The sequence below is a fragment of the Methanofollis liminatans DSM 4140 genome (assembly GCF_000275865.1).
GTDB classification, from domain to species: Archaea; Halobacteriota; Methanomicrobia; order Methanomicrobiales; family Methanofollaceae; genus Methanofollis; species Methanofollis liminatans.
Window position 1 is genome coordinate 2,238,514 of record NZ_CM001555.1, and the last position, 18,068, is coordinate 2,256,581.

The following is an 18,068-nucleotide window of genomic DNA, read 5'->3' on the forward strand; positions in this document are numbered from 1 at the left end:
GGGGCAGACACACCTGCGGGAACAGAGGCAGCCGGTGTGGCGGCCCTCGCCCCTCGCCCCCCGGGCCTGCCGGGCAACTACGTGCGCCGTGCGCAATTCTGCCCGGAAATGGACGGTCTCCCACCACACACCTTAAGTTGTTCCGCGGTCAATATTCACCGTACAGATAGGAGGGGGCGGGGGCCGAACGCCCCGCCTCTGCACTCGCATGGAACAGCCAGAACACCTGCAGAGCCTCAATATCCTCGAACTGTATGCACTCAGCATCATCGCAGAGAACCAGCCCGGCGTGCTGCGGGACATCGCCGCGGTGATGGCGGCGAACGGCGTGAATGTGGTGACGGTGCAGCAGTCGATCATGCCCTCGGGCGCCCATGCCGGGGACGCCCTCTTCTACTTCGAGGTGGAGTGCGCCGGCGGGATCGGTCGGGCCATCGCCGACCTCCTGGCGGTCCCGACCGTCCGCCACGTCTCGACGAACGACACCTTCTCCCGGATCTTCGGGTCGCGGGTGATCATCATCGGCGGCGGCGCCCAGGTCGCCCAGGTGGCCCTCGGCGCGGTGAACGAGGCCGACCGCCACAATATCAGGGGCGAACGGATCTCGGTGGACACGATCCCCCTGGTCGGCGAGAAGGACCTCTCCGAGGCGGTGGACGCCGTCGCCCGCCTGCCGAGGGCCTCGATCCTGGTGCTGGCGGGATCGATCATGGGCGGGGCGATCACCGAGGCGGTCGAGCGGGTGCGTGCGGCCGGGATCCCGGTCATCGCCCTCAAAATGGCCGGCAGCGTCCCGAAGCACGCCGACCTGGTGGTCACCGACCCGATCCAGGCCGGGGTGTTCGCCGTGATGCACGTCTCGAAACGTGCGGTCTTCGATATCAACCGCGTCCGCGGTCAGGAGTTCTGATGGACACAGAGATCATCCATAAAGCGGTGCAGGTGCTCAGGCGCGACGGGCTTGTGGTCTACCCCACCGACACGATCTACGGACTGGGGGCCGACGCCCTCTCGGAATACGCCATCGAACGGGTGTACGAGGCGAAGATGCGGCCGCGCGCGATGCCGGTCTCGGTGGCGGTCTGTGACTGCGAGATGCTCGCGGCGATCGCCGTCGTGGACCGGGCGGCCGATGCGTTCATCGACCGGTTCCTGCCGGGCCCGGTGACGGTCGTGCTGCGGGCGAAGTCCTGCCTGCCCGAGATCCTCACCGGGGGGACGGGCCTGATCGGAGTTCGGTTCCCCGACCACCCGGTCGCCCTTGCGATCATCAGGGAACTCGACGCCCCGATCACGGCGACCTCGGCGAACATCCACGGCGGGCCCGACCCGGTGACCGTCAACGACGTCCATGTCCCGCACGACCTGCTCATCGACGGCGGGCACCTTCCGGGGACGCCGAGCACGGTGGTGGACCTGGTGCACCGGCAGGTGCTCAGGATGGGGGCGGAGATCGAGGAGGTCGCCGGGTTTCTTGCGGAGATGCCATGATGCCGATCAGGTTGCGCGATTTTATCGAGGACGACGGGGGGTTGATCTTCGCCGTCTCTGCCTATGACAACACAGAGCGGGCCGGGTGCGTGCTCCGCTACGTGCCGGACCCGGCAGGGGAACGGGTGGATCCCGAGGGGCGGCGGTACACGAAACTCGATTTCGAGCCGGCGTATGCCTATATCAAAGAGCATCGACCCGAGTATCTCGATCACCTCCACCGGGTGCCGGCGGACCGGATCGCCCGGGTGTATAAGCCCGAGGAGCGGATGGACTGGATCGCCTCCCGCGACGTGCGGGTACGCCGTCTCCTCTCCCTCTTCGACCTGCCGGCAGGGAAGGTGGGGTGCACGGGATCGCGGCTGATCGGGGTGGAGAACGCCGCTTCCGATATCGACCTGGTGGTCTACGGGGCGGCGTGGTTTTCGGCGCAGGCGCAGCTTGCCCGCCTTGTCCAGACCGGGACGCTGCCGGCGATGTCCGAGGAGATGTGGCGGAAGGTCTACGAGAAGCGGGTGCCCGAGATCTCCTTCGATTCGTTCGTCCTCCACGAGGGGCGGAAGTGGAACCGGGGCGAGTTCGGCGACACCTATTTCGACCTGCTCTATACGCGGGACTACGACGCCCTGGCCTCGGCGCCGGCAGGGCGGGGGCGGGAGGTCGGGCGGGGCCGGATCGAGGCCCTGGTGACCGACGCCTCCCAGTCGTTCGACTCCCCGGCCGTCTACGAGGTGGAGCACGAGACGGTCTCGCGGGTGGTCTCGTTCACCCACACCTATTCGGGGCAGGCGCTGGCCGGCGAGACGATCGAGGCGGTCGGCGTGCTCGAGGAGCACGGCGATACGCAATGGTTGATCGTGGGGACGACCCGCGAGGCGCGGGGAGAGTATATCGTCTCGAAGACGCTGTTAGAGCAGGTCTGAGAGACGCCTGGGCCCGGGGGAGCAGCGCTCCCCGTGCGGGCAGCGGTCACACGGCGGGTTGAGGGGTTTTCTCGGGATCGTTCCCGCCTCCACTTCTTTTGCGGCGGCGATCGCCCTGAGCATCGCCCTTCGATCGCGGGGGCCGGGCGTGCAGAAGCGGATGACGCCCGAGGGGACGTATTCCACCCACCCGCCCGGGACGTCGATACCCAGGGTTTCCCTGACGCAGGCGGCGTAGCAGGCGATCCTGAGACGGTCGGCCCCGTGGACGCCGACGAGCGGGGCCTCGCTCGACCGGGTGATCGCAAAACCGGGGAGGGCGGGATCGGCCTTGTCGACGGTGCCCCTGATCCCGAGGGCGGGGGAGGAGACCGGGACGTCGGTGTCCGAGAAGGGGATCCACTCCTTGTCTGTGCAGGCCTCGATGCACTGCGCGAAGAGGGCGTGCTCGGCCTCGCCGGCGTACGGGAGGACGGCGGCGATCTCGGCCCAGACGGCCGCCGGGTCGAGGGGGCCGGTGCCGAGGTGGTAGGAGACCTGTTTGCAGATGGCATAGCGCGGGGGCTCTTCGTGCTCTTCCTGCCGGTCGAGGTAGAGGCGGAGAGGGCAGAAATGGGCGGCGGTCACGGCCGAGATGCCGGTGAGGCCATCGTCTTTCGCCATTGCAAAAACCCTTAATTCCTATCCCCTTATATGTTATGCTATGTCTCAGCACGAGATCTCGGTCAATATCCCCCAGGCGCTCGACCCGGTCTATGCGAACCGGATCCAGGTCGCATACAAGGAGGACGAGTTCACCTTCATGTTCCTGCACGAGATCCCGGGCACGAACCAGGCCCGGGCGAAGTCGATCGTCTCCATCACCCCGAAGCACGCGAAGAACCTCCTCGCCATCCTCGCACGGAGCATGAAAGACTACGAGGAGAAATACGGCACCATCCAGGCGCCCTCCGAGAAGGCCGGCGACACGAACGTGACGATGCGAGGTTACTCGTAGGCCCCCTTTCGCTATCTTTTTTAACCCGGAAAGACGATAGTACTGGGTACGCCGCCGTGGCTTAGCGGTATAGCGGCTGATTCGTAATCAGCAGGTCGAGGGTTCAAATCCCTCCGGCGGCTCTGATATCGGAGGTGCGAAGCCTCCTCTGTTTTTTCGAAATGATATCGGTTTTAAGGTAATCCGAAAACGTCCGTCGCCGGACGGAAAATAGAGGTTGTCCCCGGTGTGACGTCAGCAGCGAGGAGGGTGAGGGATGGTGGCCACCTCGATCCTGCCGAAACGGTCCTGACCCGGGGAGTCAGTACTTCCGGTAGATTTTATTCCGGTTTCCAACCTCGATCACGGTGATGACCATCTTATTGCCTTCGATTGTGAGAATTATCCGGTACTGCCCCACACGAAGAGAGTACACCGGACTGCTCTGGTGTCCTTTCAGTTTCTTAACATGGGAGAGCGGGTACGGCTCGTCTGCCAGGGCATAGAGTTCATCTTTAATCCGCCGGGCATCGGCATCCGGGATCTGTTTGAATTCTCGCTCGGCGCCCGGCAGGATTATCAACTGCCAGATCATTCAAGGCCCCGTTCATGGACTACCTCTTCGAAGGGGCGACCCCGACCTGCCCGGATGTCTGCGATTCCCTCCTCGATCTTTTTTAAGGTCTCTTCGCTTAACGGTTCAGGATCATATACCATGTCGAGAAGACGGTTCAGCGTCTCATCGTAGGTTTCTCGTGGATGGAGTTTCATGCCATCCAACCGGGACTTGGTCTCTGGTTGAAGCTGGATCGTGGTCACCATAGTCATCTATATCTGACTATGGGGTATAATGGTTTTCACCTTACATGAAGTCGGCGAGCGATAGTCCGCTCCGCCGGGGCAGCCATCCCTATATCAACCTATAAATCCCACGACGCCACTGGTGCTCGTACCATGGAGGAAGAGCCAGACACCCAGACCCGCATCCTCCGCGCCCTCCGGTTCAGGCCGAAGGGTATGACGATCACCGAGGTGGCAAAACAGATCGGGGCGACCAGGAACTCCGTCTCGAAGCACCTGGAGATCCTGCAGATCGCCGGCAAGGTCGATGTGCGGAGCATCGGGAACGCAAAACTCTACTCGCTCGCCCAGCGGGTGCCGATGTCCGCCTTTCTCTGTTTCACGAAGAACCTGATCCTGATCCTGGACGGCGGCGGGCGGATCGTTCAGGTGAACGACCGGTGCCAGCGGGCCCTCGGGCGCTCGAAAGACGACCTGATCGGGCTGACCCTTGCAGAGGCAGAACTCCCGGTGGTCTCCACGCCGGAGGCGCTCGCGGTCATCGCGGGGCTGGAGCGGGAGCAGGTGATCACCGACCTGCGCTACCGGAGCGGGGGGACGGATCTCTTCTACCAGATGCAGGCGATCCCCACCACCTTCGACGACGGGGAGAAGGGGTGCACCCTGGTGCTGGAGGACATCACCGAGCGGAAACGGTACGTGCGGAACATGGAGTTTCTCGCCAGGACGGCGATGGAGCTCGTCGACCTCCCCGCGGGGGCAGATATCTATCGGTATGTTGCAGACCGGGTCGCAGAACTCCTGCCGGGGAACCCGAAATGCTGGGTGGAGTCCTTCGACGAGGTGAAGGGAGTGTTCTTCATGCGGGCTTTGGTCGACGAATCACTTCGTAAAGGAGCAGCACGCCTTATCGGCCGGGACCTTGTCGGGATGGCGTTTCCTCTCGAGGAGGTTTATTCGAGTGAGCCATACTTCGAAACCCCTCCTCACCTGAAAGAGATGCGCGAATACCACTTTCATCCCTTTTTCGATGACGAAAAGGTATCATTCCACGATCTCAGTGCCCGACAGATCCCAGAGGAAGTCTGCGACGCTATTCTGCGGACTTTTTCCATCGGAAAGTTTTACAGTACCGGTCTCGTCTGGCAGGAGCAGGTCTTCGGGATGGTAGGGATTGGCCTCAGGCCCGACGAGGTGCTCGAGAACCGGGAGGTGATCGAGTCCTTCATCCGCCAGGCCTCGATCGCCATCGCCCGCCGGCAGACCGAGGACCGCCTCCGCCGGAGCGAGCACCGGTTCAGGGAGGTGATCGAGTTCTCCCCGAGCGCCGCCGCCCTCATCGACGCCGGCGGCCGCTACACCTTCCTCAACCGCCGGTTCACCGACCTCTTCGGCTACACGCTCGAAGATATCCCCACCACAGAGGCGTGGTTCGGGAAGGCGTTCCCGGACGAGCAGAAGAGGAGAGAGGCGATCGCCGCCTGGCATTCGGACCTGGAGGGGGCCGCCAGGGGCGAGGCGAGGACGCGGACCTTTTCGGTGCGGTGCAGGGACGGGGCAGAGAAGGCGGCCCTCTTCCAGCCGGTGCAGCTCTGCGACGGGACGCACTACGTCACCTGCGAGGATTGTCACCGAGGAGCGGCGGGCGTAACGGGTGCTGGTCGATGAGATCGCCGCCCTGCGGCGGCAGCTCGCCTTTCACTCTCATTAATAAAATAATGCAATGCAACAGCGCCCCGCGGAACTGTTTCGTAAATATTCATTATAAATCCGGGCCAGAGGGCCCGGTGTAACAGGAGGTGGAGTGAGATGCCAGTTGCTGAGATGAAGAGCAGGAAGAACGAGCCCGAACGGGGTTATTACATCAAAGGACGGTTCGTGGTGCCTGTAGTCGAAAAGCAGACCGAAAATCCGGAAATCGCCACCCTTATGGTCGCCCTGCAGAAGGGGAGCACCTACGGCAGCCTGCAGGCGGCCGAGAAGCTGGGGCGGATCGGGGCGCCGGCGGTCGGCCCGCTGGTGCAGGCCCTCGTCGACGATGCGACGACCGCACGGTGGAGGATCGCCATCGCCCTTGCCAGCGTCGGGACCGCCGCCACCGAGGCCCTGATCGGCGTCGTGAACGCCGGGAAGGACCAGGCGGTGAACCCGGCGATCTGGGCGCTCGGCAGGATCGGCGACGAGCGTGCGGTGGAACCCCTGGTCGCCGCCATGAAGTGCGGCAGGACCGAGAGCTGCCGCGGTCTTGCGGCGGCGGCGCTCATAAAACTCGGGCACCCGGCCGGCGTCGCCGCGGTGGAGGAGGCGCTCCCGGAGGCGGACGAGACGGTCAGGGAGTTCGTCTTCGAGGAAGTGCACAGGAACTAATCTTTTTTTTCTGTTTTTTCGGGGGGGCGGGATTGGCTGTGCCCTGTTTCGAGGTTTATCCTGCTGTATCGACGGCCCTCTCCATGTCAGGTGATCTTGACATATCGGTATCACCTGCATTATACGTCAGGTAAACTTGACATATCGATACCACCTGCATTCTACGTCAGGCAAACTTGACATATCGATACCATCTGCATTCTAAGTCAGGCGAACTTGACATATTTTCAGATATATATGCCATGAATGCAGATGGATCTGGTGAGGGAGAAATGATGAGCGAACGGGCAGGGACCCTTGTCCCGCAAAAAGGGGGGTACGCAGCATTCGTCCCGAAACCGCTGCCGCCGGAAGACCTGGACCTCGACGAGGGGCTGCTCCTCCTGCTCTCGAAGGCCGACACCGCCCTTGCGCGGCTCGACGGCGTGATCCAGGTGCTCCCGAACCCGGACCTGTTCGTCGCGATGTACATCAAGAAAGAGGCCCTGCTCAGTTCGCAGATCGAGGGGACACAGGCGTCGCTGCGCGGCGTGCTGGAGTTTGAAGCCGACCTGAAGCCCGAAGAGGACATCAACGAAGTCCGTGAAGTCGTCAACTACATCAAGGCGATGGGGCATGGGATGGAGAAACTGGAGTTTTCAGAGTTTTCAATCGACCTTCTGAACGAGATCCACCGGTTTCTGATCCAGGGGACCAGAGGCGGATATAAAAGGCCCGGCACGATCAGAGCGGAACAGAACTGGATCGGCACCGCGGGCACACCCATACAGGACGCAGTGTATGTCCCGCCGCCGCCTGAGATGGTGCCGGCGTTGATGCGCAACCTCGAACGCTTCATCCAGCAGCCGGACAGGATCCCTCTGCTGATAAAAGCCGCCCTGATCCATGCGCAGTTTGAGTCCGTTCACCCCTATCTCGACGGAAACGGCCGTATGGGAAGGCTCCTGATCACGTTCTTTCTCTATTACAAGGGCATGCTCTCGAAACCGCTCCTCTACCTGAGTTTCTACCTGAAAAAACACCAGCAGGAATACTACCGGATCCTCAACGATATCAGGTACAGCGGGGACTGGGAAACGTGGATCGCCTTTTTCCTCAGGGGCGTGATCGAGACCTCCACCAACTCCGTCGAAACGGCGAAAAAGATCATCGGTCTCAGGTCAGACCTGGTAAATACCCTCCTGGAAAAGAATATCGGCGGCGTTGTCGCCCTTAAATTCATCGACGTGCTCTTTGAAACGCCGTTGATAACGGTTTCACGGGCGGCCGAGGCCCTCGATATCAGCCGCCAGAGTGCAAACGCCCTGGTGAAAAAGTTTGAAGATGCCGGGATCCTGGTCGAGATCACGGGGAATCAGCGATATAAGAGGTACATCTTCAGCGATTATCTGCGCATTGTTCAGGAGGGGACGTACAGGTAGGCGTCGCCTCCTGATCCCCTTCACTCACGCCGTTTTCTCCACCTTATACCGCAGGTGCACCCGCCCGCCCCCCACCGCCGTCGCCCCGATCAGTTCCAGCCCGACCGGGCGGTCCACCGACGCAAAGATCCGCGTATGCCCCGCCCCCGCCACCACCGGGGTGACTACCAGGCTGATCTCGTCGGCGGCCCCGGCCCTGACCAGGGCGTCGGTCAGCCCGGCCCCGCTGTCCGAGACGATCCGGGCGAACCCGAACCGTTCCTCGAGTTCCCGCACCGCCGCCGCCAGGTCCACCCGATCGGCCCCGCAGACGACGAACGGGTACTCCCGCTCCTCAAGGTACGCGAGGTAGCCCTCGGGCGTCGTCTCGGAGACGAGCACCACGACGTCCTTGAGATGCTCCATCCCCCGGTAGAAGTGGAGCAGCCCGTTCAGCGTTCCCCGACTGTCCACGAAGACCCCGACCGGGCGGGGGTCGTCGGGACGCACCGCCGGGCGTTTGCGCTCGTCCGGGGTCTCGGGCCGGGTGATATCCATAAAGGTCTCGATCCCGGTGCGCGCCGTCGTCGAGCCCACCAGGAGGGCGTCAGGGTGCAGGGAGAGGAGGAGTTCGTAGTGCAGCCCGATATCGATCTCGAATCCGGTGAAGGCGTTGTCCAGGCTGACCGTGGTGTGGATGATCGTCCGCGGAGACATGGAGGAAGATAGGGGCCTGTCCTATTAAACCCCACGAACTGCTTTGTTTTCGTGCCCGGGGGATCTTACCCTGATGAATCCTGCACCCCTCACAACCGAAACGAGGTGCCCGACCGTGAAGATAATATTTACTCTGGACACAGTTCAGATGATGAGGAAATATCAGATGACGCCAGATCTTCTCCGACGTCCCATGCACCCTGCAGCAGGTGAGGAGATCGATCCCGACATCAAGACGTTTTTCCCTCAGAACAAATTCGATCTGATCGGTGAACCAGGGATACTGAATTCTCAACGCAAGCTGGAAGAACTCCATCTCGATCAAGTGCCTTCAGATGGAGTAGATGGACTAAAACAGCGTATATTGATGTTGGAACCTTAAAATGCAGTGTGGAGCGATCTAATTTACCTTTAGGACTCATATCATAGCATAAAACACGTTAAGATTCTAATGCCGCATATCGAGACCATCCACAAAACCTGTTTCGTCTGCCATAAATCATCGGAGCAGAATAAAATCGCATCTCCGGTGCATCCAGGTACAGCCGGACCGTCGGGAATAGTGGAACTTGAAGGTCGCCCGGAGGAACTGACAGAGATCGTTCTGAGAAACTGCCTTGAAGTCTGTCCGCACTGTGGATACATCGCTGAAGACATCGGGGAGAAAACATCGATCACCGGAGACGACCTGCAATCCCCCGACTACCGCCGTCTCCAGAATCCGGAAATCCCCACGTCTCCCTCCCTCTACCTGCGTGCCGCACTCGTCCGGCTGGCGGAAAACAACCCGGAAAAAGCCGTAGAGTATTATATCTCCGCCGCATGGTGCGCTGACGACCTGGCCAACCCCGAGTTAGCCGTTTCCTGCCGGAGAAAAGCCCTGTCCCTGATATGTGCCGAGACCAAAACATTTGCCAACATCCCCCCGGAAAAATGGGTTCAGGTCCTGGATACCCTGCGGCGGTGCGGGGATTTCGACAGCGTGATCGCTCACTGTACCGGTCTTCTGGCTATTGCCGACCCGGCACTGCAGCAGGAACTCGAGTACGAACGCTTCTGCGCGAAACAGATGGACAATACACCGCATACCAATCTTGATGCCGCAAACAGCAGTCGATACGGATCCAGGCCGCAAAATGCCGGGGACGAGTTCACCATCGACGGCAAATCCTACTCAGTCAAAGACGACTGTTGTGGCAGGGGATGGACCTGGGTTGCAGAAACACGCACCCTTGTCCTCTCCAACTATCACGGCGGGGCAATTCATGCAACCGGAGACATCACCATCCGGCTCGAACAGATCGACAACCAGATCGACAGTGCCCACGGGCCGGGTATTCACATTCACCAGGGAAACCTGAAACTCTCAGGTGCAATGTTTTTGTCCATTAACGGGGATGAAGGGGGGATTTTTGTTGATGAAGGCACATTGGAAATAGCGGGTGCTTTCCTTAAAATCCGGACAAAAGAGTACGGGATCTTTGCCTCGGGAACTATCACCTTCACGGACTGTTGCGTCATTGACGTCCGTTCAAACACGACGGCAATCAAATCGGTGTCGGGTGGATTGAATGCATCCAAGCCCGTCCTGAAAATCTTTGGAATGAATGCAGGAATCGACATTGTGGGAGATTTGAACCAGACTGAAGGTATTCAGCATATCGAGAGTCCCAACGGCTGCGGAATTCTGAGTCGCCACGGTTCTCTTGCACTCACTGGCTGTGATATTGACTTCATCTGCGGGGATACCTGCATCTGCCTCGAAAATGGCAGTCTCTCCACCAGAATGATGCACGGCACCCTGAATGGAACCTCCTGCGTGCAGGTAAACGGTTCGTGCAGTATTATTGGTAGCAATATAACTGTCTCCGGGGAGGACTGCGGACTTTTTGTATCCGGAGATATGGAAATTTCTTATTCTAAATGCGAATCTTCCGGAAAAAATGCCATCGCTGTTGAAGGAAACCTGCACATTCAAAATGTGAACATCTCTGCATCAGGAGGAATGGGGATCTCTGTTGGTGGCGATATGAAATGTGCCGGAGGGATCCTGAAGCTTCAAGGAGATACGGCAATGCAGATCTCAGGGAATGCAGAAATCTCCAACGGCCTGATTATGGGAGTCGGCAAAATCAGTGGTATTGTGGTGAATGGTTCCTATTACCAGTCCGGGGGAGATGTTTCTTTCTCCGGGGAGGCGCAGGACGGCATGTGGATTTCCGGAAAAGAGATGAGAATAACCGACGGAGGATCCCTCACGGCATCAGGCCGGAAAAGCGGACTGGATGTAGAAGGAGATGTAACACTGGAGAATGTTCCTCTCCTTTCCGCTTCTGGCAATATCGGATTTACCTGTACGTCGCTGAAAATTAAAAGCGGGAATATTAAAGTTACCGGTGAGGAAATCGGTCTTTCTGTGAGGGGCGGCAATCTTATTTTCGGTGACACGGTAACGGTGAATGCAACCGGCAATGTGGGGATATATACGACAAAGGATATCGGTATTCATGGAAGTGCTTCAATTCAGGTTACCGGGCAGTTTGCCGGGATTATTCTGGAGAGTGGCAATCTGATGATTACCGATGGTGCAATAGATATATTTGGAGATGAATTCGGGATATTGCTCCAGTCAGGGTCAATGGAGGTTTTTGCCGGGATTATTGGCATTACCAATTCAAGGATGACGGATTCAGGAGGCTGCGGTATTGCTGTTGAGAAAGGAAATCTGGCTGCAGGAAGTATAATGACGATTAACGGTGAGAGTTACGCGATATCAGTACCCTGCGGAGAGATTTTCATGAGACGAGGGATGATCGAGGCTTACGGTTTCCGGGCAGGTATTACGGGGAAATCCCTGACACTGAAAGATGTAGCACTTACTGCCTACGGAAAGACAGAGGGAGCGGTTGTTCTCACCGGGCGTGAGCCCTGGAATGATGAAGGACTCGTTGTTCTGGCAGGAAAATCTACCCGGACCGCGAATGAGGCGGTTTATTCCGGACAGAAATTCGTCCATGCCTATACGGTTCATCCCCCTGATGCACCGTGAGGCATCGTATGGGGAACGAGCGTCGCTCTTCGTACCTGTTATTTGATCTCTTCTCTCTGGCAGATGCTCTATTCATCACGCCGCCCGGTTGCATGCATTCTAAGATGATGAGAACTGCCGCGGGTCTTTGCTCCTGAGCCCTCCGGAAAAGGTATTTCCAGAGGCGACACGCGGCCGATAATCATTCCGATGCCCCCGGTATCTCCTGCCGTCACAGGCACTTTCTACCGGCACTTCAGGTTTTTGCGGTGCCGGGTCTGCGTATGGGCCTTGCACGATCAGCCCCGTTAAGATGCGGTCATACCCTCCCGCACCTATTGACCTGGGCTTCTCGCCCTGCCCATTTACCCCGCAAGATAAAAAAGAAAAATATTTGATGGGGGAAATGGAACGGTAACGTAAGAGGTATATATCTACCATTTTATGATTTTATCTGGTTTTTACGAATATTATGGGCATTGCAGAATAAATCAAAATTTTCGGAATGCGTGCATGAAAATTCTGCAAAAAAACTCGAACATTCTGAAAGCCCGATAAAAATGCTGCGATTGAGGGGTAAAATATGAAACTATTCGAAGAGACGAACATTCACCGGGAGGTGATTTTTATTCTGGCCGTTGGCCTGATCATGCTCGTCATCGGTGCCGTGCTGTTTTCGGTCGCCGCAGGAGCATTGCCCTACTACAGGGACGGGGTGTACGGTCTCCTTCTGGTTATGTTCGGCCTGCAGCTGCAAACGATAGAAAAAATTCCGTTCGGGTCCGTGCAGAGATCAGGGCAGCTCCGTATTCCAGGGATCATCATCACCCTGATAGGTATTGTCACCTGTTTTATTCCGGGCATTTTTGGCGACGTCCCGAAGTTCCTGGTGATGATCGCCTTCGGAGCGGGCGGGATTCTGCTGCTTTTGCAGATGTTTTTTGCACATGAGACATCCCGGTTCTGGAAAACACCGGGTGGCGGGGTGACCGCGCACCTTACCGTCAACTGTGCTGCAGCCTCCGTTCTGGAGATGCTGATTGCAGCGTTGATCGCAGTGCAGATTTACCTGCCTGCCCTCCTTTCAACCGAACTTCTGGCGGTTGCCGCTCTGCTCTTCGGCAGTGCCCTGTTCTATCTTGCTTTTGTTCTGCAGAAGGTGTATTCGCTCCACGCCGAACCCGGGATATCCACAAACACTACTGGCATGTCCCCTGGTACCGTCATGGGAATGCAGTTTGGTTTCTACATGCTGATCTTCGGCTGCCTGCTGGTTCCGGTGTACCTCGGGTTACTGCCGTATGCTCTGAGCGCCATGCATGGTACCCTGATAGTGCTGCTTGGCGTTCAGGCGCTGGTCAGCGGCGTTATGATGACGTTCTCGTTCAAACGCAATTGGATTTTCTTCCTTGTGGGGATGGTGTTTGTTGCGGTCGGTGCGTTCGCCATCATTGTTCCTGACACGATTGTTGAGTTTCTTGTTATCTTTATCGGCGTTTTCCTCATTTTCGCAGGACTTTATCTCCTCTCCACCCTGATCAGGCCGAAACCGAAGTCGGAGGACCCCGCCAAAAAACTGGAAGGAAAAGATCTTCTGCTGGTGCTGGTGCTGCTTGCCCTGGCACTGCTTATTGTCATCATGATGATTCTCCTCGGCGTGTCAATGCTGATCGAAAACCTGGTTCCGGGTATTTTTATTGTCATTATTCTGGTATGCTTCGGATTGATACAGTTCGCTCTGCTCTATGTCCAGTCAATCGTAGAGAGGAAACATCTTCTCGGATAAGACCGGCGAACTGCCCCGCCCCTGTTTTGGCGAGGTTTCACGGCCGTCATGGACCGTTGCGTGCATCACGGGGATGTAATGTGGGGCGCCATCTCCACGGGCTCAAAGGGTCGCTCGATCCCCACGCGACGAATATTCGCTGCGGCGTTGTAATCCTGCTCGGCAGCAATACCGTGGGGCGGGCACTCCTGAACTCTTTTTGGAAGAGTCTTTTTTTTACAATTGTTCAGGATATCCCGGACCTTTTCATCGAGATCATTTCCCGGATCCTTCCGGTCGAAACATCCTGCAGATAGGGCTCGGAGATAGCGCCAGAAAATCCCTGTCTCGAGGGGAACTCCCGGAACCGCGGCTTCTGGAGAGCGGCACCCGCGTGCCGGGTCTTCAGGGATCGGTTCCTGTAGCCGTTTCGGTATGCCGTACGCGCATCGGTTCGTTCGTACTGCCCGGCTCCCGCCTGCCGGCGTGCATCTGCGGGCATCGCCCGGTTGAGGAACCGGGTTGTGGGGTTCTTCACGCCGGTACCGGTATCGGAAAGACGACCTTCGATACATGATAATGGGCCCCGCGGCCCTGGTTCTCCCGGGTCCAAACGTAGGTTGGATTCATGGCGGGGCCACATTTTATATGATATTCCCTTTCAAACCAACAATTATTTATAGTATTATTTTATACTATGAGAAAATATTAAGTATCATTACGTTGAGCTAAATACTATGGCGAAATACCGGGAGCGAAACCCCTTCGCGGAGATTACGCTGCAGGAAGCGAACGAAATGAAGTATCGCAACGACTATGCGAACGCTATCGAGATCTACGATCAGGTTCTTGAGATCGACCCCCAGAATGCCAGGGCGTTCCACTCAAAGGGGAATGCAATGGATCTGCTTGGCAGATATGAGGAAGCAATTTCATGCTACGAATCGGCCCTCACATGCGATCCGAACAACGCAGAAACCCTGTATAACAAAGGGGTAACCCTCTGTAAGATCGGGCGCCAGAGCGAGGGTGTCGAGTGCATCGAGCAGGGAGTGTCCATCTCGTTCGGAAATCAGTAAAACCACAGGTTCTGCCTCTCGAACCGGGGCCTAAACCTGAAAAAATGTGTGACTCGTATCTCAGGAGAGATAGGGGATAGTTATCTATTTTTCCAATCGACGGAATCGGGGACCGTCGTCTCGAAGCGTATCGACCGTTGAAGATATCCGCCGCTTTTCATCCCACGCCTTTTTCGCACTCGTGCACCATCACGCCAGCCCGACCGCCGTCCGGTGCATGATATCGGCCGTGTTCCGCAGCGCCCGCCCGGCGTCCCTGAGGTGGTGGTAGACCTCCCGTTTTCGCAGGGCCGCCATCGCGTCGTTCGTGTGCAGCAGGTCGGCCATGCCCATGATGTAGATGTCCTCGATCCGGTGTATCGCCGCGCGGGCCAGCCTGATCTGCTCCTCCAGTTCGGCGTTGTTCCGGTTCATCACCTTAACGCCGGCGGCGACACAGGCTGTTCCGGCGAGCAGGGCGTCGGCCATCCCGGCGATCGGGCCGTCGGGCTCAACACCGAATGCGTACATCTCCCGCGCCGTCTCGCCGGCGTAGTTCAGGATATAGTCGATCTGCCGCGAGATGCTGTAGATGTCCTGCCGGTCGAAGGGGGTGGAGAAGGAGGTGATCAGCTTCTCCTCCAGGTCGTGGCGCATCCGGTCTGCCTCCCCCTCCAGCTCCTCCAGTTTCGCCGGGTTCTGGAGGGGACGGGTCTGCAGCCAGTTCACGAACGTCTGCACGCCCACCTGGATATGGCCCGCCTGATCGGCAAGCATTCCCTCGAAATCATATTCCCTCGGGAAGATGGAGCCGAAGATGTCCAGCCGCCTTTTTTTTCCCTGCTCTTTTGATGGATCTCCCATGACACGATCACGCTCCGGTGAAGAGTGAGATTACGAAATAGACCAGCGCCCCCGAGAGCGCCGTTCCGGGGATCGTCACCACCATGGCGCCGACGATCTCTTTTCCGACCCCCCAGTGCACCCGTTGCGGGTTCTCCGCAGCACCCACCCCGATCACCGAGGTGGTGATCACGTGCGTCGACGATACCGGGGCGCCCGCGAGGGTGGAGAGGGCGATCGTCGCCGCGGAAGAGACCTGGGAGTCGAAGGAATGGATCGGCTCGATCTTGAAGATCCGCCGCCCCAGGGTCCGCATGATCCGCCACCCGCCGCCCAGCGTCCCGAGGGCGAGGAGGACGGCGCACGTGAGCCGCGCCCAGAGGGGGACCTCGACGGCCGCCGATTCGCCGGCGGCGAAGAGCACCAGGGCGATGATGCCGAGCTGTTTCTGGGAGTCGTTCGCCCCGTTGAAGAACGCCATCAGTGCGGCCGTGATCCTGTTCAGGCCGATGATCCTCCAGGTGACCGTTTTTTTTGCATTGCGGAGGAGAAGGGCGGTCGTCCTGCGCATCAGGTAACTGCCGACAAACCCGACGAAGACCGAGGCGACGAAGAAGAAGAGGATCTTCACCATCCCGACCACTTCGGGCTGCGGCGCCAGGAGTTCTTCTATGCCCCAGTAGACGCTTCCCATCCCGGCCGCCGCCATGCCGGCGCCGACCAGGCCGCCGATCAGGGCGTGCGTCGACGACGAGGGGAGGCCGTAACTCCAGGTCGCAAGGTTCCAGAGGGTTGCGCTCAGGATGGCGGCCAGCAGCACCCGGAGCGTCTGGACGCCGGGGTCGAGGGTGAGGAGGCCGGAGAGGGTGAAGGCGACGGCGCTCCCCCCGAGGACGGCGCCAAGAAACGACATCCCGGCCACCATGACAATCCCCATTTTCGGCGTCGTCGACCTGGAGGCGACGAGGGTGGCGGCCACGGAGCTGGCGTCCTGAAACCCGTTGGTAAAGGTGAAGGCGAATGCGAGAAGGATCGTGATCGCCGCAACGTCGAGCATGCGCGTGTCGTGTCTCCAGAATGCCGGTGCGAGAGGCCCAATTGCCCAGATTTCATCTGGAGGGATAAATAGGTGTTCCCGGTTCCGGGGCGGGAAAGGTTGATATTCCCCGCACCCCAGAAACGGAGCATGTCGTACCGGCCGAGGATCACCGACGATGGCGTGCTGCGGCGGTGGATGGCCCTGGAGATCGGGCGGATCAACGAGGGGCTGGCGGCCGAACAGAAGAGCCTGGCCCGCCTGCTCGCGGAGGAGCACCCGGCGACGGTGACGAAGGCGGGCGGCGAGTATGCCTTCGACCGTGCGGTGATCCGGAGGCTCGGGGAGCGCCTCCCGGGCGGCCTCCACGACCGCCTCCGCCTCCCGATCATCTTCCGCTTCACGCCTGACGTGAAGGACAGTTGCTATCTCGCCGATCGAACGGCGCTGGAGGCCCTCCAGGCCCTGGGCGAGTTGAGCGAGATGCGGACGATGCAGAAGGGGCGGGCCTGGGTCTCGCGCGCGATCGTGTACGCGATGATGGAGGCCTACCCGACGGCGATACAGATCGGGATGGGATGAACCCGGAAAAAAGGAGAGGGGTCAGCTCCCCTCGATCATCTCGGCGACGATCCCGCGGAAGCTCTCGCTCTCCTTGTTCAGGCGCTGGTTCGCGGCCTGGACACCGCGTTCGTTTCCGATCCGCAGAAGCGACGACGCTGCCAGCTGCCGGCAGTACTCGCTCTTGTGGTCCAGGACGCGGATGAAGAAGTCGACCGCCCGCTCGTCGCCAGTCTGCTCCAGGGCCCAGAGGGCCGGGAGCTGCACCCGCCGCTCGCTCGTCCTGATCGTCTGGATCAGGGACTCGACCGCCGGGCCGCCGATCTCCCCGAGGCCCATCGCCGCCTTCCACTGGATCGCCTCGTTCTTGTGTTTGAGGGCCTTGATCAGCGGCTCGACCGCCTCATCGCCCATCCGGGCCAGGGTCCGTGCGGCGCGGTTCCCCTCTTCTTCATGCGTCTCCAGGATCTCGACGAGACCGTCGATATCGTGTTGCATCCGGAGTTCTTCGAGATCCGGTCGTTTCTTCAGCAATTCCATCTGTGCCATGGCTCTTCCCCCCTGGTAACAGGTGGCTGTAGGCCATGACAGATAAAGAATATTTCTGCCGGCATGCAATCGGGCCAGCACCCTGGCAGGACCGTGCCCGATATAAAAATCCGGACGCTTTTACGCGGCGACCATTACGGGAGGGGCACCGGATCTTTTTGAAAAGAGTACGCCCGGGCGCACGGTGAAAATACCAGATTCATACAAATGTACCAACAATAAAGCCAGATAATCCGAACTGATCGCGATGGTTCAAAAACACCGGCCGCCGGCGGTGCACGATCGGCCTGGAGAAAAAGGGGATTACTCTTCCACTTCAAAGACTTCGGCGTTGGGGGCGTTGTTCTTCACACTCTCGATACCCTTGAGGCAGGACTCCCTGGACTTGTAGGCCTGGCTGACGGCGATGATCTGGCCGTTGGATGCCTTCAGCCTGAACCTGTATCCTCCGACCTTGTCGTTGTACACCTCAAATTTTCCTTTCGGCATGGTTCCACCGAAGGTAAGGAGGAAGCCACAATATATAAATTTTATTATTTTATCCGGGAGTTTC

At 59.0% G+C, this 18,068-nt stretch carries 21 protein-coding genes and 1 tRNA gene; 13 read left to right on the forward strand and 9 right to left on the reverse strand.

Annotated elements, in window-relative coordinates; all coding sequences use genetic code 11:
* Positions 1-208: 208 nt before the first annotated feature.
* Genes METLI_RS11075 through METLI_RS11085 form a run of 3 tightly spaced genes read left to right on the forward strand, consistent with a single transcriptional unit; the run spans position 209 to position 2,414 of the window.
* Positions 209-910: a DUF5612 domain-containing protein gene (locus tag METLI_RS11075; protein WP_004040465.1), complete on the forward strand. Its 702-nt coding sequence runs from the start codon at positions 209-211 to the stop codon at positions 908-910.
* Positions 910-1,491, forward strand: a complete 582-nt coding sequence (locus METLI_RS11080; protein ID WP_004040466.1) for an L-threonylcarbamoyladenylate synthase — start codon at positions 910-912, stop codon at positions 1,489-1,491. The genes METLI_RS11075 and METLI_RS11080 overlap by 1 nt, the downstream gene beginning before the upstream one ends.
* A complete protein-coding gene (locus METLI_RS11085) occupies positions 1,488-2,414 on the forward strand; it encodes a hypothetical protein (RefSeq protein WP_004040467.1) in 927 nt (308 codons plus the stop codon). The genes METLI_RS11080 and METLI_RS11085 overlap by 4 nt, the downstream gene beginning before the upstream one ends.
* Here the strand turns inward: METLI_RS11085 and METLI_RS11090 are convergent.
* The gene (locus METLI_RS11090) at positions 2,400-3,077 is read right to left on the reverse strand and encodes a CRISPR-associated protein Cas4 (protein WP_004040469.1); all 678 of its coding nucleotides are present in this window, start codon (positions 3,075-3,077) and stop codon (positions 2,400-2,402) included. The two genes, METLI_RS11085 and METLI_RS11090, sit on opposite strands and share 15 nt — an antisense overlap.
* 40 nt (positions 3,078-3,117) lie before the next feature.
* Between METLI_RS11090 and METLI_RS11095 the strand changes: the two genes are divergently transcribed.
* Together METLI_RS11095 and METLI_RS11100 are read left to right on the forward strand one after the other, a co-directional pair.
* On the forward strand, positions 3,118-3,411 hold the full coding sequence (locus METLI_RS11095; RefSeq protein ID WP_004040471.1) for a DUF3467 domain-containing protein: 294 nt from the start codon (positions 3,118-3,120) through the stop codon (positions 3,409-3,411).
* Positions 3,412-3,461: 50 nt separating this feature from the next.
* Positions 3,462-3,533: transfer RNA gene (locus METLI_RS11100), tRNA-Thr, on the forward strand.
* 179 nt (positions 3,534-3,712) lie between these two features.
* Here METLI_RS11100 and METLI_RS11105 read toward each other — a convergent pair.
* Both METLI_RS11105 and METLI_RS11110 read right to left on the reverse strand, forming a co-directional pair.
* Positions 3,713-3,985: a type II toxin-antitoxin system RelE family toxin gene (locus METLI_RS11105; RefSeq protein WP_004040473.1), complete on the reverse strand. Its 273-nt coding sequence runs from the start codon at positions 3,983-3,985 to the stop codon at positions 3,713-3,715.
* On the reverse strand, positions 3,982-4,212 hold the full coding sequence (locus tag METLI_RS11110) for a DUF7557 family protein (RefSeq protein ID WP_048103831.1): 231 nt from the start codon (positions 4,210-4,212) through the stop codon (positions 3,982-3,984). Before METLI_RS11110 ends, METLI_RS11105 begins: the two co-directional genes overlap by 4 nt.
* A 132-nt stretch (positions 4,213-4,344) precedes the next feature.
* On the opposite strand from METLI_RS11110, the gene METLI_RS11115 reads away from it, so the two are divergent.
* The 3 genes from METLI_RS11115 to METLI_RS11125 all read left to right on the forward strand — a co-directional run bounded on the left by METLI_RS11115 (position 4,345) and on the right by METLI_RS11125 (position 7,979).
* Positions 4,345-5,859: a PAS domain S-box protein gene (locus METLI_RS11115; protein WP_004040478.1), complete on the forward strand. Its 1,515-nt coding sequence runs from the start codon at positions 4,345-4,347 to the stop codon at positions 5,857-5,859.
* Positions 5,860-6,000: 141 nt separating this feature from the next.
* Complete coding sequence (locus METLI_RS11120) at positions 6,001-6,558, forward strand: HEAT repeat domain-containing protein (protein WP_004040480.1); 558 nt, start codon at positions 6,001-6,003, stop codon at positions 6,556-6,558.
* A 272-nt stretch (positions 6,559-6,830) separates the two neighbouring features.
* The gene (locus tag METLI_RS11125) at positions 6,831-7,979 is read left to right on the forward strand and encodes a Fic family protein (protein ID WP_004040482.1); all 1,149 of its coding nucleotides are present in this window, start codon (positions 6,831-6,833) and stop codon (positions 7,977-7,979) included.
* 24 nt (positions 7,980-8,003) lie between these two features.
* On the opposite strand, the gene METLI_RS11130 is transcribed toward METLI_RS11125, so the two are convergent.
* Entirely contained in the window at positions 8,004-8,675 is a 672-nt protein-coding gene (locus METLI_RS11130) for a dihydrofolate reductase family protein (protein ID WP_004040484.1), read from the reverse strand.
* 73 nt (positions 8,676-8,748) lie between these two features.
* Between METLI_RS11130 and METLI_RS11135 the strand changes: the two genes are divergently transcribed.
* From METLI_RS11135 to METLI_RS11145, 3 genes are all read left to right on the forward strand, one after another.
* Positions 8,749-9,057, forward strand: a complete 309-nt coding sequence (locus tag METLI_RS11135; RefSeq protein WP_048103833.1) for a hypothetical protein — start codon at positions 8,749-8,751, stop codon at positions 9,055-9,057.
* A 69-nt stretch (positions 9,058-9,126) separates the two neighbouring features.
* Positions 9,127-11,724, forward strand: a complete 2,598-nt coding sequence (locus METLI_RS11140; RefSeq protein ID WP_004040486.1) for a translocation/assembly module TamB domain-containing protein — start codon at positions 9,127-9,129, stop codon at positions 11,722-11,724.
* A 562-nt stretch (positions 11,725-12,286) separates the two neighbouring features.
* Positions 12,287-13,489, forward strand: coding sequence for a DUF308 domain-containing protein (locus METLI_RS11145; RefSeq protein ID WP_004040488.1), 1,203 nt, complete (start codon positions 12,287-12,289; stop codon positions 13,487-13,489).
* A 226-nt stretch (positions 13,490-13,715) separates the two neighbouring features.
* Here the strand turns inward: METLI_RS11145 and METLI_RS13635 are convergent, their stop codons facing one another.
* Positions 13,716-14,111, reverse strand: coding sequence for a transposase (locus METLI_RS13635; RefSeq protein WP_157203275.1), 396 nt, complete (start codon positions 14,109-14,111; stop codon positions 13,716-13,718).
* Positions 14,112-14,205: 94 nt separating this feature from the next.
* Between METLI_RS13635 and METLI_RS11155 the strand changes: the two genes are divergently transcribed.
* The gene (locus tag METLI_RS11155) at positions 14,206-14,547 is read left to right on the forward strand and encodes a tetratricopeptide repeat protein (protein WP_004040490.1); all 342 of its coding nucleotides are present in this window, start codon (positions 14,206-14,208) and stop codon (positions 14,545-14,547) included.
* A 189-nt stretch (positions 14,548-14,736) separates the two neighbouring features.
* Here METLI_RS11155 and METLI_RS11160 read toward each other — a convergent pair whose 3' ends face one another.
* Both METLI_RS11160 and METLI_RS11165 read right to left on the reverse strand, forming a co-directional pair.
* Positions 14,737-15,390, reverse strand: coding sequence for a DUF47 domain-containing protein (locus METLI_RS11160; RefSeq protein WP_004040491.1), 654 nt, complete (start codon positions 15,388-15,390; stop codon positions 14,737-14,739).
* Positions 15,391-15,397: 7 nt separating this feature from the next.
* Positions 15,398-16,426 (reverse strand): inorganic phosphate transporter, encoded by a 1,029-nt coding sequence (locus METLI_RS11165; RefSeq protein WP_004040493.1) that lies wholly within the window; start codon positions 16,424-16,426, stop codon positions 15,398-15,400.
* A gap of 129 nt (positions 16,427-16,555) precedes the next feature.
* Here METLI_RS11165 and METLI_RS11170 point away from each other — a divergent pair, with 129 nt between their 5' ends.
* A complete protein-coding gene (locus tag METLI_RS11170; protein WP_004040496.1) occupies positions 16,556-16,987 on the forward strand; it encodes a DUF61 family protein in 432 nt (143 codons plus the stop codon).
* 21 nt (positions 16,988-17,008) lie between these two features.
* Here the strand turns inward: METLI_RS11170 and METLI_RS11175 are convergent, their stop codons facing one another.
* Positions 17,009-17,515, reverse strand: a complete 507-nt coding sequence (locus tag METLI_RS11175) for a HEAT repeat domain-containing protein (protein WP_004040498.1) — start codon at positions 17,513-17,515, stop codon at positions 17,009-17,011.
* A 303-nt stretch (positions 17,516-17,818) separates the two neighbouring features.
* Positions 17,819-18,004 carry a YegP family protein gene (locus METLI_RS11180; RefSeq protein WP_004040500.1) on the reverse strand — a complete coding sequence of 62 codons (186 nt, stop codon included), beginning with the start codon at positions 18,002-18,004 and terminating at the stop codon, positions 17,819-17,821.
* Positions 18,005-18,068 lie beyond the last annotated feature (64 nt).

Excerpts from the sequence above, each read along its gene's own strand:
- METLI_RS11075 (WP_004040465.1), top strand. The coding sequence starts at position 209 with ATGGAACAGCCAGAACACCTGCAGAGCCTCAATATCCTCGAACTGTAT.
- METLI_RS11125 (WP_004040482.1), top strand. The coding sequence starts at position 6,831 with ATGATGAGCGAACGGGCAGGGACCCTTGTCCCGCAAAAAGGGGGGTAC.
- METLI_RS13635 (WP_157203275.1), bottom strand. The coding sequence starts at position 14,111 with ATGTGGCCCCGCCATGAATCCAACCTACGTTTGGACCCGGGAGAACCA.
- METLI_RS11130 (WP_004040484.1), bottom strand. The coding sequence starts at position 8,675 with ATGTCTCCGCGGACGATCATCCACACCACGGTCAGCCTGGACAACGCC.
- METLI_RS11145 (WP_004040488.1), top strand. The coding sequence starts at position 12,287 with ATGAAACTATTCGAAGAGACGAACATTCACCGGGAGGTGATTTTTATT.
- METLI_RS11165 (WP_004040493.1), bottom strand. The coding sequence starts at position 16,426 with ATGCTCGACGTTGCGGCGATCACGATCCTTCTCGCATTCGCCTTCACC.
- METLI_RS11080 (WP_004040466.1), top strand. The coding sequence starts at position 910 with ATGGACACAGAGATCATCCATAAAGCGGTGCAGGTGCTCAGGCGCGAC.
- METLI_RS11170 (WP_004040496.1), top strand. The coding sequence starts at position 16,556 with ATGTCGTACCGGCCGAGGATCACCGACGATGGCGTGCTGCGGCGGTGG.
- METLI_RS11110 (WP_048103831.1), bottom strand. The coding sequence starts at position 4,212 with ATGGTGACCACGATCCAGCTTCAACCAGAGACCAAGTCCCGGTTGGAT.
- METLI_RS11135 (WP_048103833.1), top strand. The coding sequence starts at position 8,749 with ATGAATCCTGCACCCCTCACAACCGAAACGAGGTGCCCGACCGTGAAG.
- METLI_RS11180 (WP_004040500.1), bottom strand. The coding sequence starts at position 18,004 with ATGCCGAAAGGAAAATTTGAGGTGTACAACGACAAGGTCGGAGGATAC.
- METLI_RS11095 (WP_004040471.1), top strand. The coding sequence starts at position 3,118 with ATGTCTCAGCACGAGATCTCGGTCAATATCCCCCAGGCGCTCGACCCG.
- METLI_RS11105 (WP_004040473.1), bottom strand. The coding sequence starts at position 3,985 with ATGATCTGGCAGTTGATAATCCTGCCGGGCGCCGAGCGAGAATTCAAA.
- METLI_RS11140 (WP_004040486.1), top strand. The coding sequence starts at position 9,127 with ATGCCGCATATCGAGACCATCCACAAAACCTGTTTCGTCTGCCATAAA.
- METLI_RS11090 (WP_004040469.1), bottom strand. The coding sequence starts at position 3,077 with ATGGCGAAAGACGATGGCCTCACCGGCATCTCGGCCGTGACCGCCGCC.
- METLI_RS11115 (WP_004040478.1), top strand. The coding sequence starts at position 4,345 with ATGGAGGAAGAGCCAGACACCCAGACCCGCATCCTCCGCGCCCTCCGG.
- METLI_RS11120 (WP_004040480.1), top strand. The coding sequence starts at position 6,001 with ATGCCAGTTGCTGAGATGAAGAGCAGGAAGAACGAGCCCGAACGGGGT.
- METLI_RS11085 (WP_004040467.1), top strand. The coding sequence starts at position 1,488 with ATGATGCCGATCAGGTTGCGCGATTTTATCGAGGACGACGGGGGGTTG.
- METLI_RS11175 (WP_004040498.1), bottom strand. The coding sequence starts at position 17,515 with ATGGCACAGATGGAATTGCTGAAGAAACGACCGGATCTCGAAGAACTC.
- METLI_RS11155 (WP_004040490.1), top strand. The coding sequence starts at position 14,206 with ATGGCGAAATACCGGGAGCGAAACCCCTTCGCGGAGATTACGCTGCAG.
- METLI_RS11160 (WP_004040491.1), bottom strand. The coding sequence starts at position 15,390 with ATGGGAGATCCATCAAAAGAGCAGGGAAAAAAAAGGCGGCTGGACATC.